The sequence below is a fragment of the Streptomonospora litoralis genome (assembly GCF_004323735.1).
Classification (GTDB): domain Bacteria; phylum Actinomycetota; class Actinomycetes; order Streptosporangiales; family Streptosporangiaceae; genus Streptomonospora; species Streptomonospora litoralis.
Map to the genome: position 1 here is coordinate 4,232,457 of NZ_CP036455.1, position 16,853 is coordinate 4,249,309.

Genomic DNA, 16,853 nt, shown 5'->3' on the forward strand with positions numbered 1-16,853 from the left:
GCGGCGCGGTTGCGGGCGCTCGCATCGCCCGGAGGTGCGCCGGATCGGGGGGCCGGGGTGCGACGACACGTCGCTCGTGGCGCCCGCGTGTCGCCGCCGGGAACTCCACCGCCCGATGAGGTGGACTTTTGGGGCCCTATGCCCGTTTTGCGGGCGGCCTCTGCGGGCGCAGCGGCCACGAGACGCACGAAAAGTTGACCTCGGGAGCCTTTTCGCGCCATTCAGTGCACCTCGTGCACCACCGCCGCCGCGGCACGGGCGCGAACCCACCGAGAAATCGGACATTAATGAGCATAATGACCCGCATTTTTTCGTATCGCGGAACAGTGGTGCGGGGGTGGTGTCTCGGGGCGACACCGAGGCGGATACCGCCGCACGTACGTGCATCTCGTGGCCCCGACCTGGCCACATGACCGCCTCCAACTGCCCCGCGTCCGTCGTGCCCGCGCCGACAACCGAGCGGCGGCACCCGGGCTCGACCACCCGCAGCCAGGGTCCGGTGACCGCCGCCCCGACCACCGCAGGCCCGGCCCCGCTGCCGTCGTCGCCGCCCCCGTCTGCCGCCGTCACCAGCGAACCCGACCCGTTGGGCGCGGGCTGGGCCATCCGCGACCGTCGCCGCCGCCTTTCAGTTAAGTCCGCCCGTCGCCCGGCAGACCGACAAGGCCGCCCAGCAGACCGGGGCCGCCTTCGTCGCGCGCGCCACCGGCGAGCACCCGCCCCGATGGGCGCGGGCCCGGCCACCCGCCGTCCTCGGCGACGCTTTTCCCTAAGACCACCCATCCACCCGGCAGACCCACAAGGCCCAACAAGGCCGCACAGCAGACCCGAACCGCCGCGCCCCATCACCACTCGATGCCGCGCTGGCCCTTCTGCCCCGCGTCCATCGGGTGCTTGACCTTGGTCATCTCGGTGACCAGGTCGGCCGCCTCCAGTAGGCGGGGGTCGGCGTCGCGGCCGGTGACGACGACGTGCTGGTGCCCGCCGCGGGCGGTGAGCGTCTCCACCACGTCGTCCACGTCGACCCACCCCCACTTCATCGGGTAGGTGAACTCGTCGAGCACGTACAGCTGGTAGGTCTCGGCGGCCAGGTCGCGCTTGATCTGCGCCCAGCCCTCCGCGGCGTCGGCGGCGTGGTCCTCCTCGGTGCCGGCGCGCTGGATCCAGGACCAGCCCTCGCCCATCTTGTTCCAGCTGACGCGACCGCCCTCGCCGGACTCGCCGAGGATGCGCAGCGCCCGCTCCTCGCCGATGCGCCACTTGGCGGACTTGACGAACTGGAAGACGCCGATGTCCCAGCCCTGCGACCAGCCGCGGGTGGCCAGCCCGAACGCGGCGGTGGACTTCCCCTTGCCGGGGCCGGTGTGCACCATCAGCAGCGGGCGGTTGCGGCGCTGGCGGGTGGTCAGCCCGTCGTCGGGCACGTAAGCGGGCTTGCCCTGCGGCATATCGGTCTCTTCTCCTCGGTTTCGGAACAGTCGGCGAATCAGGTCGACGCCGGTCGGGTGGGGCGGGTGGGGGCGCACCGCGGGTCTCAGGCGGCGCTGCGCGAACTGCGCACCAGTGTGCTCAGCGCGTCGGCGCCCAGCTCGTCCAGGCGCACCGACTCTCCGCGCGCCTCGGCGGCCAGCTGCGCCGCCAGTCCGAGGCGCACCGGCCCCGATTCGCAGTCGACGACCACGGTGTGCACCCCCTGAGCGCCGATCCGCGCGCCGGCCCGCAGTGCGTCCTGCAGCCCGCCCTGGGTGGCGCGTCCGTCGGTGACGACCACGAGCAGCGGACGGCGGCTGGGATCGCGCAGCCGCTCGACGCGCAGCACCTCCGCCGCACGGAGCAGTCCCGCCGCGAGCGGGGTGCGCCCGCCGGTGCGCAGCTCGCGCAGCCGGCGCGCACCGGCCTCCACGGACGAGGTCGGGGGCAGCTCCACCCGCGCACCCGTACCGCGGAAGGTGACCAGTCCGACCTTGTCGCGGCGCTGGTAGGCGTCGAGCAGGAGGCTGAGCACGGCCCCCTTGACGGCGCGCATCCGCTCGCGTGCGGCCATCGAGCCGCTCGCGTCGACGCAGAACAGCACCAGGTTGCCTTCGCGGCCCTCGCGGACCACCTCGCGCACATCGCCCGAGCGGACGAGCAGGCCCGGGCCGGTGCGGCCGCGGGCGCGCTGGTAGGGCGCCGCCGCGCGCAGTGTCGCGGTCAGGTGCAGGCCGCGCACGCCGGCGCGGGGCACGCGCGCGCCCGAGGTGCGCCCGTAGGGGGTTTCGGCCCGCGAGCGCCGCCCCGGCGCGCCTTGGCCCACGCCCGTCAGGCTGAACAGGCGCGGACGGTAGGTGTCACCGGTGTCGGCCTGGCGCCCTTCTTCGGGTTCTTGCGGCCGCGGCGGCGGCTGCTCTCCCTCGGACGCGGCGTCCTCGTCAGGGCGGCGGCCCGATCCCGCGGGCCGCTCGCCTGGCGTCGGGGCGTTCTCGGCGTCGCCGCCGTCGGCGTCGTCGCCAGCCTCGCCGCCATCGGAGGGCCCCTCCTGCGGGGGCTCGGAACCCGGCCCCTCGGCCCGGCCGCCGCCGTCGGGAGGGTCCCCGGCACCGGAGCCTCCGCCTCCCCCGCCCGGATCGTCGTCGGGGTCGGCGGGCTCACCCTGGTCTTTTGGGTCCGCATCACCCGCCTGGTCCAGCGCCTCCTCCAGCCGGTCCTCATCGAGGTCGGGGGCGTCGAAGGGGTCGCGTCTGCGCCGATGGGGCAGCGCCAGGCGGGCGGCGTCGCGCACGTCGTCGGCGGTGACTTCGCCGTGGTCGCGCCAGGCCGCCAGCGCCATGGCCGCGCGGGCGGTGACGATGTCGGCGCGCAGCCCGTCGACGTCGAAGGCCGCGCACACGGCGGTCACCTGGCGCAGGGCGGAGTCGGTCAGCACGACACCGGGAAGGCGTTTGCGGGCGGCGAGGATGCTGCCCGCGAGCTCGGCCTCCTGTTGGGCGTAGCCCGCCGCGAAGCCCTCGGGATCGGTCTCGAAGGCCAGGCGGCGGCGCACCACGTCGGCGCGCAGCTGCGGGTCGCGGGTGGCGGCGACCTCCACGGTGAGCCCGAAGCGGTCCAGCAGCTGCGGACGCAGCTCGCCCTCCTCCGGGTTCATCGTGCCCACCAGCAGGAACCGCGCGGCGTGGCGTACGGAGACGCCCTCCCGCTCGACGTGGGAGGTGCCCATGGCGGCGGCGTCCAGCAGCAGGTCGACGAGGTGGTCGTGCAGCAGGTTGACCTCGTCGACGTAGAGGACGCCGCGGTGGGCTTCGGCCAGCAGTCCGGGCTCGAACGCCTTGACGCCCTCGGTCAGCGCCCGTTCGATGTCCAGCGATCCCACGAGTCGGTCCTCGGAGGCGCCCACGGGCAGCTCGACCAACCGAGCCGCGCGCTCGTCGGGAACGGCGGAGGCGGCGTGCGGACCGTCGGGGCACTGGGGGTCGGGCTCGGCGGGGTCGCAGCCGAACCGGCAACCTTGGACGACGTCGAGGTCGGGCAGCAGCGCAGCAAGGGCGCGCACCACCGTCGACTTCGCGGTCCCTTTCTCCCCGCGGACCAGTACGCCGCCGACGGCCGGGGAGACGGCGTTGATCAGCAGCGCCAGTTTCAGGTCGTCCATGCCGACGACCGCGCTGAAGGGGTAGCGAGCCGGAGCGCTCACGCGGTTCAGTCCTTCCTCGGGAGTCCACGCCCATAGGGGTCTGGCGCGGTGCCGCGCAGTCTCCTGGCTTCCAGATCGCCGCTTGCCCGCCGCCTTCCCACCGAAAACTCCGGCAGTGGCGCTCGCCGCGGGTCCGCTCCCTGGTCACAGTGGCGGGACCGTCCCGGATTCGCACCGGGTTCCTGCGCGCCGCGGCGGCGGACGAGGACGTCCCCGAAGCGCCGCGCGGCGTCGGCACCGTCCACAAGAGTCTCACACCGCCGTGGAGCGGCTCGCACCGCGTCGGCCGAGGCACAGCGCACACTCCTGCTCGGCGAAATCCGCCCAGCGCCGGTGCGGTGATCGGGCGATGATCACCCTTGCGGCCGCCGCCCGGATCGGTATGGGATGGCCGCAGTCGACCACCGGACCGCCGAGCCGCCCGCCGGCGCATCGAAGCGCGTCCGAAACCAGGAGGGCACCGCCGCCGATGGACAGCGACGACATCACCCGCCGCCCGGCCCGTGAGCTCGCGCGGATGCTGCGCGAGCGCGAAGTCTCCGCCCGCGAGGTGGTGGGCGCGCACCTGGAGCGCATCGAGGCGGTGAACCCGGCCGTCAACGCCGTGGTGACGCTGTGCGGCGAGCGCGCCATGGACGAGGCGCGGGCCGCCGACGAGCACCTCGCCGCGGGTGGCACGCCGCCGCCGCTGCACGGGCTGCCCGTCGCGCACAAGGACACCCACGAGACGGCCGGGGTGCACACCACCTTCGGCTCCCCCCTGCTCGCCGACAACGTGCCCCACCGCGACGAACTGCTGGTTGCGCGGATGCGTGCGGCCGGGGCGATCACCATCGGCAAGACCAACACCCCCGAGTTCGCCGCCGGCTCGCACACCTTCAACCCGGTTTTCGGGCTGACCCGCAACCCCTACGACACCGCGCGCTCCGCCGGGGGCAGCAGCGGAGGGGCGGCCGCGGCGCTGGCGGCGGGACTGCACCCGCTGGCCGACGGCTCGGACATGGGCGGCTCGCTGCGCAATCCGGCTTCTTTCAACAACGTGGTGGGTCTGCGGCCTTCGCCGGGACGGGTGCCGCAGCATCCGGCGCCGCTGGGCTGGCAGCAACTGTCGGTGCAGGGGCCGATGGCGCGCGACGTCGACGATGCCGCGCTGCTGCTGTCGGTCATCGCCGGCCCCGATGCGCGCAGCCCGGTCGCCCTGGGCGAGCCCGGTTCGGCGTTCGCGCCGCCGCTGGAGGACGGCGCGCGGGGGCTGCGGTTGGCCTGGTCGCCGGACCTGGGCGGGTCGGCGCCGTGCGAACGGGCCGTGGCCGAGGCGCTGCGGCCGGCGCTGGACGTGTTCGCGGAGATGGGCTGCGAGGTCGCCGAGGACGCACCCGACCTCACAGCCGCCGACGACGTGTTCCGCACCCTGCGCGCCTGGCAGTTCGAGGCCACGCTGGGCCCGCTGCTGGACACGGCGCGCGACCGCCTCAAACCCAGTCTGGCCTGGAACATCGAGGAGGGGCGCAAGCTCACCGGCTCCGACGTGTCGCGCGCCGAACTGGCGCGGACCCGGATCTACCACCGCGTCCGGGAGTTCTTCGAGCGCTACGATGCGCTGCTGCTGCCCGTGAGCCAGGTCGTGCCCTTCGACGCCGGGCTGGAGTACCCGGCCGACATCGACGGCGCCGTGCAGCAGACCTACCTGGACTGGATGCGCTCCTGCTCGCACATCACCGTCACCGGGTGCCCGGCCCTGGCGGTGCCGGGCGGCTTCACCCCGGACGGCCTTCCGGTGGGCCTGCAGATCGTGGGGCCGCACCGGGCCGACCGCCGGGTGCTGGAGATCGGCCGCGCCTTCGAGCAGGCGACGGGCCACGGTCGGCGCCGGCCGCCCCTGTGATCGGAGCGGCCGACGGCCGGATGCGGCCGACTCGGGCGCGCGGGCGGCGGCTCAGTCCCACACGCGCGCCAGCAGCCACCGGTCCGAGGCGGAATCGTGCTGGAGCTCGTAGACGCCGCGCGCGCCCCGGCCTCCGGCTTCGACCCGCCAGTGTTCACGCTGCGGGAGCCGCTCCTGGGCTTCCGAAGGCCAGTCGGCGCGCAAAGTGACCCAGTGGTCGACGATGTGGCGGACGTTGTAGACCCGTCGTTCCCACACGAAGCGCACCGGGCGTCCGTCCTGCTCGGTGACGTCGACTGGGACTCCGTAGACGTGGCCCACCGGCGACACTCCCCTCAAGCGCGGCCCCCGTGAACGGGAAGCCTCGGCCTGCGGGGAAGGACAGGCGGCGAATTCGAACGTATGTTCTAATCATAGCCGATCTTGCGGCCATTCGGAACCGTGCCGCGGCCCACACTGTCTAAGACCGCAAACCTCCTCCCACAAAACCGACGAAGACCTGCATATCGGCCCCGATGCCTCCACTCCGGGGCGTCTGTACGCTATTGAGCGCGAATCCACGCCGGCCTAAGGAACGCAGCACTGTGACGGACAACGGGCACGAGCGCGCCAGGCCCCTGCGCACTGGCGACCCCCAGCAGCTCGGCGAATACCGGATCGAGGGCCGCCTGGGACGCGGCGGCATGGGCACCGTCTACCTCGGCCGCGACACCTCCGAGCGCCTGGTGGCCGTCAAGCTGATCCACCCCGACCTCAGCGACGACCCGGACTTTCGCCGCCGCTTCGCGCGGGAGGTCGAGTCCGCCCGCAAGGTCGCCCGGTTCTCCACGGCGGGGGTACTGGACGCCCGCCTGGACGGCGACCCCCTGTTCATCGTCTCCGAGTACGTACCCGGCCCCAACCTGGCACAGGCCGTCTCCGCCGACGGTCCGATGAGCGGCGGCACCCTGGAGAGCCTGGCGCTGGGAGTCGCGGCGGCGCTGGCCGCAATCCACCGCGCGGGCGTCATCCACCGCGACCTCAAACCGGGCAACGTGCTGCTCTCGGCGGTGGGACCCAAGGTCATCGACTTCGGCATCGCCCGCGCGATGGACGACGACAGCGCGGTGACCCGCTCCAGCCAGCTCATGGGCACACCCTCCTACCTGGCGCCCGAACTGGTGGCCGGAGGCGAGATCACCTTCGCGTCCGACATCTTCTCCTGGGGCTGCCTGGTGGCCTACGCCGGAACCGGCAAGGCGCCCTTCGACGCCCAGACGGTGCCGGCCGTGCTCCACCTGATCAGCTCCGGCGACGCCGATCTGACCGGGCTCGACCCCCGGCTGATGGACCTGGCGCGCAGCGCGCTGGAGAAGGACCCGCGCAACCGGCCCAGCGCACAGCAACTGCTGAACGCGCTCGTGGGCCAGGACGACCCCGCCGAAGACACCGTGGACAGCACGGTGGCCGGGTCCTGGACCCCGCCCTCGACCGGCGCGGCCGCGGCCGCAGGAGCCACGGGAGCAGTGGGCGGCGGCGCCGCGGGGGCGGCCGCGGTCCCCGAAGAGACGGGAGCGGCCGCCTTCACAGACGCGGCTCCGGCCGGCGGCACCCCGACCGAGCCCTACGCCCACCCCGAAACCGCCGCGCCCGAGGCGCCGCCGTCCGATCCGCAGAATCCCTATGACGGGTACCCTGCACCCTCCACCGCGCCGGAGCGGCCCCCGGGCTCCGGCGCCGGCTACCGCCCCGCCGAGGAGGGCCGCTTCGAGCCGCCTCCGGGCGCGGCCGCCCCTCCCGGAGCCCCCGCACAACCCTTCGGTTCGCCCTCCGGGCCGCAACCCCCCTACGGTGCCCAGCCACCCTACGGTCAGCCCTACGGGCCCCAGCCGCCGCACGGTCCGCCGTCGGGCCCGCAATCCCCCTATGCCCCGCCCTCCGGCTCCCAGCAGCCGCCGCACGGCCCCGGCGCGGCCGCCTCGCCGCCGTTCGGCGGGCCCGCGGCCGGCTACAGCGGCTACCAAGGCCCTTCCGGCCCGAACGCCCCTTCCGGACCGGGCGGGACCGCGCCCGGCTCTTTCGAACCCGGTCGGCCGCGCAGGCGCCGCCGCCCGGGCGTGCTCCTCGCGGAGGGCGCGGCGGCGCTGGTCGTGGTGGTCGCGGGCGCAGTCGGCGCGGTCCTGCTGGCCGACGACGCTCCACCTGAGGGCGACCTCATCTACCAGGATGATTTCGCCAACAGCGCCTGGGAGTACGACGCCTACGACCCCGAGGACGAGTTCCTGGAGTACGCCCACCACTCCGATCACGGGCTGCTGCTGCGGGTTTCGGAGTACAACGACTTCGGAGGGAGCCTGGGCGCCTTCGTCCCCTACTCCGGCCAGATCCCGGAGGCCGTACGGGTCCGGGCACGAGCCGAGGTCCTCGCCGGCCCCTCCTACAGCGAATACGGCGTCCGCTGCTACCACCAGGTCTCCGACGAGGACGACGACGTGGCGACGCACTACGAGGCACTCGTGCGCTTCGACGGCGCCAGCGCGCAGATCCGCCGTGCCGGCGGCGCCTCCGGGGACACGGCGCTGGCCACCACCGACGAGGTGGGCGAATACGTCGATCCGCCGGAGCAGCGGCCGCTGGGCGCCGGGGCCGACGGCGGCGGCTCCGGGGCCCCTGTGACCAACACGGTGACGATGACCTGCGAGCCCGACGACGACGCCGGGACGATGGTGATCAACATGTGGGTCAACGGCGACCACGTGCTCGAAGCCGTCGATCCCGAACCGCTGCCCGACGACGCCACCGAGAACCCCACCCGCATGGCCGGGGTCACGGTCAAGCGCCGCGGCGACGCCCAGGACATCGTGATGGCGGGGTTCCACCTCTTCGAGCTCGTGCGCCTGGGAGAACCCGCGGTCGGCGGCACATCCCAGACCGCCGGATCATAGGCTGGCGGCGCGGGCCGCGGCCCATCGCACACCGCGCCGGACCGCGCGAGCGGGTCCGGAGGTGCGGCCGCCCACCGCTCGATCTGCCGGACGGAGTTGAGAGGGGTCAGGCATGCGCGCCATCGTCATCGAAGAGCAGGGCGGTCCCGAGGTGATGCGCCTCGGTGACGTCGCCGATCCCGAGCCGGGACCCGGCGAGGTCCTGATCGACATCGAGGCGCGCGGCGTCAACTTCATCGACATCTACCAGCGCAGCGGCGCCTATTCGATGCCGACGCCGTTCACCCCCGGCGTCGAGGCGGCGGGAACCGTTGCGGCGACCGGTGCCGACGTCATCGGGTTCTCCCCCGGTGCCCGGGTGGCGTGGGTACTGCGGCCCGGCGGTTACGCCGAACGCGCGGTGGTACCGGCCGACCGCGTCGTTCCGGTGCCCGACGGTGTCACCACCGAGCAGGCGGCCGCCACGCTGCTGCAAGGCATGACCGCCCATTACCTGACGCACTCCACCTACGCCGTCCAGCCCGGTGACACGGTGCTCGTGCACGCCGCGGCGGGCGGCACCGGCCTGCTGCTGGTCCAGCTCGCCAAGGCGCGCGGCGCCCGGGTCGTCGGCACCGCATCGACCGAGGCCAAGCAGCGGCTCGCCCGCGAGGCCGGCGCCGACGAGATCGTCGACTACACCAGTACGGAGGTGGCGCCGGCGGTGCGCGAGCTGACCGGCGGCGAAGGCGTGGCGGCGGTCTACGACGGGGTGGGCGCCGACACGTTCGAGGCGAGCCTGGCCTCGCTGCGACCGCGCGGCGTGCTGGCGCTGTTCGGGCAGGCCAGCGGCGCTGTGGCGCCGATCGACCCGCAGCGGCTGAACTCGGCCGGTTCGGTGTTCCTCACCCGGCCGACGCTGGCGCACTACGCGGCCTCCCACGAGGAGCTGCTGGAGCGCTCGACCGATGTGTTCGGGCTGGTCGCCGCCGACCGGCTGTCGGTGCGGGTGGGCGGCCGCTACCCGCTCGCCGAGGCCGGGCGCGCCCACGAGGACCTGGCGGCGCGGCGCACCACCGGAAAGCTCCTGCTCGCGTGAGACGCGCGGGAGGCGGGGCGGCGGTCACCGGCGTCGCCCCGCCTCCCGCGTCACTCCGATTCGCGCGAGCGCGGCTCGGGCACCGTCTCGGAACCCGCGCCGGCCGCCTCCTGGGCCTCCTGGCGGGCGCTGGCCACCGCCTCGGCGGCGATTTCGGCGGCGTGGTCGGCGGCTTCGGCCGCCGTGCCGCGGCGTCCTTCGGTCAGCTCGCCCTGTCGGTCCTCGCCGTCGCCCTGTTCGGCAGCGCCCGCGGGCTGCTCGCCGCTCTCGGCGGGCGCGGCCTCGCCGGTGCTGTCGGAGAAGGCCCTGCTGACGTTCTGCACGGCCTGGCTGAGCTCGCCGGGGATGACCCAGAACGTGTTGCCCTCGCCGTTGGCCAGGTGCGGCAGGGTCTCCAGGTACTTGTAGGCGAGCAGCTTGGGGTCGGCGTTGTTGGCGTGCACCGCCTGGAAGACGCGTTCGATGGCCTGGGCCTCGCCGTCGGCGCGCAGGATGCGGGCCTGCTGGTCGCCCTGGGCTTCGAGGATGGACTGCTGGCGCGCGCCTTCGGCGGTGAGGATGCGCTGCTGCCGCTCGCCTTCGGCGTGCAGCACGACGGCGCGCTTGTCGCGCTCGGCACGCATCTGCTTCTCCATCGCCTCCTTGATGGAGGGCGGCGGGTCGATCGCCTTGATCTCGACCCGGTTGACCCGGATGCCCCACTTGCCGGTGGCGTCGTCGAGCACGCCGCGCAGCCGGGTGTTGATCTCCTCACGCGAGGTCAGGGCCCGCTCCAGGTCCATGCCGCCGATGACGTTGCGCAGCGTGGTGACCGTGAGCTGGTCGATGGCGGCCAGGTAGTTGGCGACCTCGTAGGCGGCGGCCTTGGCCTGGGTGATCTGGTAGTAGAGGACGGTGTCTATGTTGACGACGAGGTTGTCCTCGGTGATCACCGGCTGCGGCTTGGACGAGAACACCTGCTCGCGCAGGTCGAACTTGGTGTTGACGCGGTCGATGCCCGGGATGATGAAGTTCAGCCCCGGGTTCAGGGTGCGCAGGTAGCGGCCGAATCGCTCGATGTTGTAGGCGCGCGCCTGCGGCACGATCCGCACGGTCGCCACGACGGCGAGTACGGCCAGGACCGCGATGACGATGAAGAGGATGTCGATCCCCATGGCTACCTCCTGGGTGCCCGGTGGGGGCGAAGCGGGCGGGCTGCGGTGGACGTTGCGGCGCGCGGCGCGCTCACGGCAGCGCCTCCCTGGGGTAGACGACGGCCGTCGCGCCTTCGATCTCCATCACGTCGACCCGCGTCCCCGGCGGGATCACGGTGTCCTCGTCGATGCAGCGGGCCGACCACTCCTCGCCGGAGAGCTTGACGCGGCCGTCCTCGCCGGTGACCTCGTCGACGACCACCGCCGACTGGCCCACCAGGCGGTCGGTGCCCGACCGCAGCGGCGGCGGTTGGCGCATATGGCGTTTGGCGATGGGGCGCACCACCAGTAGGCCGGCGGCCGATGCGATGACGAAGGCGGCGGCCTGCACGGCGAAGCCCATGCCGACGGCGCCGACGATACCGGCGATCAGCGCGGCCACGGCGAGCAGGCCCAAGGCCAGCGTGAGGGTGTAGACCTCGGCAATGCCCAAGGCAGCGGCCGCGATCAGCCAGAGGACCCAAATCGGCATCGGTACCGACCTCCCGTCCGGACGCGGCTTGCACTAAAACTACCCCGCAGCAGTGACCAACCACACAGGAGCGGATCACATTCCACAGACGCCGCACGGGCGGGCGGCGTCCGCCGCGCGGGCCGTGGGGACAGGGGCGCGCGACGGGGAGCGGCGGGTCAGTCTTGGTCCTCCAGGTCGCCCTCCAGTGCCAGGTAGGTCTCACGCAGCCGGTCCAGCACCTCGGGGTCGGGGCGCTCCCACAGCTTGCGGTCGGCCGCCTCCAGCAGCCGCTCGGTCATGCCGCGCAGGGCCCAGGGGTTGGCCTGCTCCAGGAACTCCCGGTTCTCCGGGTCGAAGACGTAGCTCTCGGCGAGTTTGGCGTACATCCAGTCGTCGACGACACCGGCGGTGGCGTCGTAGCCGAACAGGTAGTCGACGGTCGCGGCGAGCTCGAAGGCGCCCTTGTAGCCGTGCCGGCGCATGGCCGCGATCCACTTCGGATTGACCACGCGGGCGCGGAAGACCCGGCGGGTCTCCTCGCCCAGGGTGCGGGTCTTGACCTGGTCGGGCACGGCGGAGTCGCCGACGTAGGCGGCCGGGTTGCTGCCGGTGAGCCGGCGGACCATCGCGACCATGCCGCCGTGGTACTGGAAGTAGTCGTCGGAGTCGACGATGTCGTGCTCGCGGGTGTCCTGGTTCTTCGCGGCCACCGCGATGCGCCGGAACGAGGACTCCATGTCCGAGCGCGCTTCGCGGCCGTCGAGGCCGCGGCCGTAGGCGTAGCCGCCCCAGACCGCGTAGACCTCCGCGAGGTCGGCGTCGTCGCGCCAGTTGCGGGCGTCGATCAGCGGCAGCAGGCCCGCCCCGTAAGCGCCCGGGCGGGAGCCGAAGATGCGCGTGGTGGCCCGCCGCCAATCCCCGTGCTCGGTGTGGTCCGCCAGGGCATGGGCTCGCGGGAAGTTCTGCTCGGCGGGTTCGTCCAACTCGGCGACGGCCTTGATCGCGTCGTCCACCAGGCCGATGACGTGGGGGAACGCGTCGCGGAAGAAGCCGGAGATGCGCAGTGTGACGTCGATGCGGGGACGGCCCAGCTCCTCCGGCGGCACGATCTCGAACCCGGTGACGCGCCGCGAGGCGTCGTCCCAGGTGGGCCGCACGCCCAGCAGGGCCAGCACCTCGGCGATGTCGTCGCCCTGGGTGCGCATCGCGGCGGTTCCCCACACGGTCAGCCCCACCGAAGAGGGGTATTCGCCGTTGTCGTCGAGGTGGCGGCGCACCAGCGAGTCGGCCAGCGCCTGGCCCACGTCCCAGGAGTTGCGCGACGGCACCGCCTTGGGGTCGACCGAGTAGAAGTTGCGGCCGGTGGGCAGCACGTTGACGAGCCCGCGCGTGGGCGAGCCGGAAGGCCCGGCCGGGACGTGGCCGCCGTCGAGCGCGTGCAGGACGGCGCCGATCTCGTCGGTGGTGGCGGCCAAGCGCGGCACGACCTCCTCGGCGGCGAAGCGCAGCACCTCGGCCATCTTGTGCGTGGCATCGCCCGCGGGCACGGTCCCGCCGAGCGCCTCGGTGATCACGGAGTCGGCGCCGGCGGCCGGCCAGCCGCGCTCCTCCATCCGCTCGACCAGGCGGCGGGCCAGGGTGTCGACCAGGTCGAGAGCGTCGGAGGCGGTGCGCGCAGGACCGTCGACGAGCGCACTCAGGCTTTCGGGCACGTCGGCGCGGGCGCCGGGTTCGGCCAGCAACTCCTTCTCGTCCAGCCCGAAGGCGCCGGCCAGCACCGCGCGCAGGCCCGGCAGCGCGCCTGCGCGGCCCGCCCACACTTGAGAGGCGCGCAGCACGGCCATGACCAGGTTGACGCGCGGCTCGCCCTCGGGGGCGCGGCCGAGGATGTGCAGGCCGTCGCGGATCTGCACGTCCTTGATCTCGCAGAGGTAGCCGTCGACGTGCATGACGAAGTCGTCGAACTCGTCGGCGCCGGGCATCTCCTCCCGGTGCAGGTCGTGATGGAGTTCCGCGGACTTGATCAGCGTCCAGATCTGCGCGCGAAGAGCCGGGGCCTTGTCCGGGTCGAGGTCGTTGACCTGGGCGTACTCGTCGAGCAACTGCTCCAGCTTGGCGATGTCGCCGTAGGTGTCGGCGCGGGCCATCGGCGGGACGAGGTGGTCGACGACGGTGGCGTGGCCGCGGCGCTTGGCCTGCGTGCCCTCGCCGGGGTCGTTGACGATGAAGGGGTAGATGAGCGGCAGGTCGCCCAGCACCGCATCGGGCGCGTCCTCGGCGGCCAGGCCCAGGCCCTTGCCCGGCAGCCACTCCAGGGTGCCGTGCTTGCCCAGGTGGATGACGGCGTCGGCGCCGAAGCCCGCCGCGGCGGACTCGCCGGCGCCCTCGGCGGGTGACTCCAGCCAGCGGTAGGCCGCCAGATAGTGGTGGGACGGCGGCAGGTCGGGGTCGTGGTAGATGGCGATGGGGTTCTCGCCGAAGCCGCGGGGCGGCTGGATCATCAGCACGACGTTGCCGAACCGGAGCGAGGCCAGCACGATCTCCGGACGGCCCCGGGAGTCGTCGACGTAGAGGTCGCCGGGCGGCGGGCCCCAGTGCTCGGCGATGGATTCGCGCAGCTCGGCGGGCAGGGACTCGAACCAGCGCAGGTAGTCATCCAGCGGAACGCGGGTGGTGGCCTCGGTGAGCTGCTCCTCGCTGAGCCATTCCACGTCGTGGCCGCCGGCGCGGATCAGGGCGTGGATGAGCGGGTCGCCGTCGTCTTCGCGCCGCTCCTCATCGGGGCCGGGAACCCGCCACAGCGAGTCGTCGGCGCCCAGGTCGTAGCCGCGCTCGGCCAGCAGGCGGAACAGCCGCACCGCCGAGGCGGGGGTGTCCAGTCCCACCGCGTTGCCGACGCGCGAGTGCTTGGTGGGGTAGGAGGAGAGCACCACGCCCAGGCGGCGCCGGGCGGGCGGCACGGAGCGCAGGCGGGCGTGGCGCACCGCGATCCCGGCGATACGGGCGGCGCGCTCCGGGTCGGCGGCGTAGACGGGGATGCCGCTCTCGTCGGAGACCTCCTTGAAGGAGAACGGCACGGTGATCAGGCGGCCGTCGAACTCGGGGATGGCCACCTGCATGCCGGCGTCCATCGGGGTCAGCGCGGCGTCGGAGGCGTGCCAGCGCTCGCGGGTCGAGGTCAGCACCAGGCCCTGCAGGATGGGGACGTCCAGCGCGGCCAGCGCTCCGGCGTCCCAGGCGTCCTCGTCGCCGCCGCCGCTGGCGTCGGCGGCGACGGCCCCGCCGGCGGCGAGCACGGTGGTGATGACGGCGTCGGCGCGGTCGAGTATCTCGAACAGGCCGGGGTGGGTCTCGCGGGAGAGGCCGCGCAGCGAGCCGGAGAAGACGGGGAGCGGCGCGCCGCCGGCGTCGGTGACGGCGTGGCAGAGCGTGTCGACGAAGGCGGTGTTGCCGGACAGCTCGTGGGCGCGGTAGAAGACCACGGCGACAGTGGGGCGTGTGGCACCGTCGGAACGCGCGGCGGACGCGGGCTCGGCACCGGAGGCGCGTGCGCCGATCTCGTGGATGCCGTATTCGGGCATGGTCTCGGGCGGCTGGAAGCCCTCACCGGTCAGCAGCACCGTGTCGGAGAGGAAGCGGGCCAGTTCGCGCAGATTGCCGATGCCGCCTTCGCGCAAGTAGGCGTGGGCTTCGGTGGCGACGCCGGAGGGCACGGTCGAGTGCGCGATCATCTCGGCGTCGGGAGCGGCCTCGCCGCCGAGGGCCACGACGGGGATGCCGGCGGCGCGCAGCCGCTCCAAGCCGCCCGGCCAGGCTTCGCTGCCGCCGAGCAGCCGCACCACGGCGACGTCGGCTCCCTCGATCAGGCCACCGAGCTCCTCGGGGTCGGTGCGGGCCGGGTTGGCGGTGCGGTAGCCGGATTCGGCGGCACGGGCCGCCAGCAGCTCGGTATCGGCCGTGGACAGCAGCAGGATGGTAGCCACGCGTCGTCGTCCTTCTATGGCAGAGCAGGGGTCCTCGCCCCGTGACCGGTATGTGCGCGACGGCCGAAGTTCCTGGCTCGGGCACCCCTTGCGATCGGGCGAACGGGGGCCTGACAGTTGCGGGACAGCCGCGGACTCGCACCGCGTTCCTTCGTGCCGTCGCCGCCCATCTTCGCAGACGGCGTTGCGCAGGCCGCGCGGCGGCCTCCGGGCCGAAGCGGGCGGCGCCGCAGCGGGCCGTGGCAGGGTCGGGCCATTCCGGTTCCGGCGCCGCCCGTGGTTTGCAACAATCGTCGCCATGAACTACCCGCCGCCTCCGCCCGATCCCGGCGACCCGTACGGCCGCCCCGCTCCGAGTGACCCGTATGCGCAGCCGGACATGCCCTCGGGCGGCTATCCCGGCTACCCGTCCGACCCCGCCGCCGGCCCGCTGGTGCCCTACGGCAAGGAGCAGACCGGGGGCTGGCATTCGCCCTACGCCCCGGTTCCCGAGAACGATGCGGTCCTGACCACGATCGGCGACATCGCCATCACGCAGACCACGGTCATCACTCCGGCCGGCCGCCTCCCGATCAAGGGCAGCGTGTGGACATCCACGGATATGTCGCACACCACCGAGGGCATCGCGACGGTGGGCATCGTGCTGGCGGTGGTCACGGTCATCCTGTTCGTCGGGCTCTGCGGCCTCGGCCTGCTGGGCCTGTTGTTCCTGCTGATGAAGGAGCAGAAGACGCAGGGGAGTGTGCAGGTCACCGTCCAGGGCAACGGGGTGTACCACTCGACCATGATCCCGGTGCACAGCCCGCAGGCGGTGTCGCAGATCATGCAGTCGGTCAACTACGCGCGCTCGCTTGCGGCGACGAACTGACGGCGGCGGTCGGCCGCGCAGCGCGACGCGGACGGCGAAGGTCTCCCTTCCTCCGTAGCCGAGAACCCGTGTCGGCCCCGCTGTGAGTGTGCCCGTCGGCTTTCCGGCGCGGCGCCGCACCGGAAAGCCGAGGGAGACTCGCCGATTCCTAACCGGTGTGCTCCACCTCCCCCCGCGCGGAGTCGTCGGAGCCGTCGCCGCCGCGCGCCGGGCACAGCTGGTCGGCCAGCAGTTCGCGGAGGTGGGCGGCCACCGGCCGGTCGCCGGCCGCCGCGCTCAGGGCGGCGAACTCGGCGTCGCTGAAGGTCACCGACACCGAACGCACTCCGTCCCTGCGGCGGGGAAGGCCCAGCATCCGGCGGTGGATGCGTTCGAGTGCCTCGGGCGGGAGCGGACCGTAGGCGGTCTCCAGCTGCGACAGCCACTCCCGCAGCTCGTTCCACCGCGCGTAGCGCCCGGCGAGCACGTAAAGGTAGGAGGCGACGTCGCGGTGTCCGGCGGCGCGCTGCAACTCCTCGTGGGTGACGGGGTCGAGGGCGAGGCTCACCCTGCGGGCGGCGGGCGGCGCCGCGGCCGTGCGGGGATCGGCCCCGCAGCAGGGGGTGCCGGCAGCGGCTTCGGACGCCTCCGGCGCGGCGGAGGGAGCGATGACGGACGGATCGGTAGCGGTGTTCACCTGGACCTCCCGGATCGAGGGCGAAGGGTCTCGGCCGCGCATCACGCGGCCCGCGGCCGCCTTCGCGACGGGAGCCTCCGGAGTAACCGGCGCCCGTGAACACCTGGCCGCTGCAACACCCC

11 protein-coding genes and 2 riboswitches are annotated in these 16,853 nt (G+C 73.4%); of the genes, 4 read left to right on the plus strand and 7 right to left on the minus strand.

Annotation, left to right across the window (positions count from 1 at the left end; genetic code table 11):
• Positions 1–845 precede the first annotated feature (845 nt).
• Together cobO and EKD16_RS17820 are read right to left on the minus strand one after the other, a co-directional pair.
• Entirely contained in the window at positions 846–1,448 is a 603-nt protein-coding gene (cobO, locus tag EKD16_RS17815; protein WP_131099417.1) for a cob(I)yrinic acid a,c-diamide adenosyltransferase, read from the minus strand.
• An 86-nt stretch (positions 1,449–1,534) separates the two neighbouring features.
• Positions 1,535–3,670, minus strand: coding sequence for a putative cobaltochelatase (locus EKD16_RS17820; protein WP_131099418.1), 2,136 nt, complete (start codon positions 3,668–3,670; stop codon positions 1,535–1,537).
• 56 nt (positions 3,671–3,726) lie between these two features.
• A riboswitch (cobalamin riboswitch) is annotated at positions 3,727–3,855 on the minus strand.
• A 284-nt stretch (positions 3,856–4,139) separates the two neighbouring features.
• On the opposite strand from EKD16_RS17820, the gene EKD16_RS17825 reads away from it, so the two are divergent.
• Positions 4,140–5,555 (plus strand): amidase, encoded by a 1,416-nt coding sequence (locus tag EKD16_RS17825; protein ID WP_131099419.1) that lies wholly within the window; start codon positions 4,140–4,142, stop codon positions 5,553–5,555.
• A gap of 51 nt (positions 5,556–5,606) precedes the next feature.
• On the opposite strand, the gene EKD16_RS17830 is transcribed toward EKD16_RS17825, so the two are convergent.
• On the minus strand, positions 5,607–5,876 hold the full coding sequence (locus EKD16_RS17830) for a DUF6504 family protein (protein ID WP_207391337.1): 270 nt from the start codon (positions 5,874–5,876) through the stop codon (positions 5,607–5,609).
• 263 nt (positions 5,877–6,139) lie between these two features.
• Between EKD16_RS17830 and EKD16_RS17835 the strand changes: the two genes are divergently transcribed.
• Together EKD16_RS17835 and EKD16_RS17840 are read left to right on the plus strand one after the other, a co-directional pair.
• Positions 6,140–8,479 (plus strand): protein kinase domain-containing protein, encoded by a 2,340-nt coding sequence (locus tag EKD16_RS17835; RefSeq protein WP_131099421.1) that lies wholly within the window; start codon positions 6,140–6,142, stop codon positions 8,477–8,479.
• Between the two features lie 112 nt (positions 8,480–8,591).
• Positions 8,592–9,557 (plus strand): quinone oxidoreductase family protein, encoded by a 966-nt coding sequence (locus tag EKD16_RS17840; protein ID WP_131099422.1) that lies wholly within the window; start codon positions 8,592–8,594, stop codon positions 9,555–9,557.
• Positions 9,558–9,607: 50 nt separating this feature from the next.
• Here EKD16_RS17840 and EKD16_RS17845 read toward each other — a convergent pair whose 3' ends face one another.
• The 3 genes from EKD16_RS17845 to cobN all read right to left on the minus strand — a co-directional run bounded on the left by EKD16_RS17845 (position 9,608) and on the right by cobN (position 15,187).
• On the minus strand, positions 9,608–10,711 hold the full coding sequence (locus EKD16_RS17845) for an SPFH domain-containing protein (protein ID WP_131099423.1): 1,104 nt from the start codon (positions 10,709–10,711) through the stop codon (positions 9,608–9,610).
• 70 nt (positions 10,712–10,781) lie between these two features.
• A complete protein-coding gene (locus EKD16_RS17850) occupies positions 10,782–11,222 on the minus strand; it encodes an NfeD family protein (RefSeq protein WP_131099424.1) in 441 nt (146 codons plus the stop codon).
• Positions 11,223–11,380: 158 nt separating this feature from the next.
• Positions 11,381–15,187 (minus strand): cobaltochelatase subunit CobN, encoded by a 3,807-nt coding sequence (gene cobN / locus EKD16_RS17855; protein ID WP_131099425.1) that lies wholly within the window; start codon positions 15,185–15,187, stop codon positions 11,381–11,383.
• Positions 15,188–15,231: 44 nt separating this feature from the next.
• Positions 15,232–15,363, minus strand: a riboswitch (cobalamin riboswitch).
• Positions 15,364–15,485: 122 nt separating this feature from the next.
• On the opposite strand from cobN, the gene EKD16_RS17860 reads away from it, so the two are divergent.
• Positions 15,486–16,055 carry a hypothetical protein gene (locus tag EKD16_RS17860; protein ID WP_131099426.1) on the plus strand — a complete coding sequence of 190 codons (570 nt, stop codon included), beginning with the start codon at positions 15,486–15,488 and terminating at the stop codon, positions 16,053–16,055.
• Between the two features lie 148 nt (positions 16,056–16,203).
• Here EKD16_RS17860 and EKD16_RS17865 read toward each other — a convergent pair whose 3' ends face one another.
• Entirely contained in the window at positions 16,204–16,731 is a 528-nt protein-coding gene (locus tag EKD16_RS17865) for a hypothetical protein (protein WP_131099427.1), read from the minus strand.
• Positions 16,732–16,853: the final 122 nt, after the last annotated feature.

Coding starts and splice junctions, on each gene's coding strand:
- cobO (WP_131099417.1), bottom strand. CDS start 1,448: ATGCCGCAGGGCAAGCCCGCTTACGTGCCCGACGACGGGCTGACCACC.
- EKD16_RS17825 (WP_131099419.1), top strand. CDS start 4,140: ATGGACAGCGACGACATCACCCGCCGCCCGGCCCGTGAGCTCGCGCGG.
- EKD16_RS17840 (WP_131099422.1), top strand. CDS start 8,592: ATGCGCGCCATCGTCATCGAAGAGCAGGGCGGTCCCGAGGTGATGCGC.
- EKD16_RS17845 (WP_131099423.1), bottom strand. CDS start 10,711: ATGGGGATCGACATCCTCTTCATCGTCATCGCGGTCCTGGCCGTACTC.
- EKD16_RS17850 (WP_131099424.1), bottom strand. CDS start 11,222: ATGCCGATTTGGGTCCTCTGGCTGATCGCGGCCGCTGCCTTGGGCATT.
- EKD16_RS17860 (WP_131099426.1), top strand. CDS start 15,486: ATGAACTACCCGCCGCCTCCGCCCGATCCCGGCGACCCGTACGGCCGC.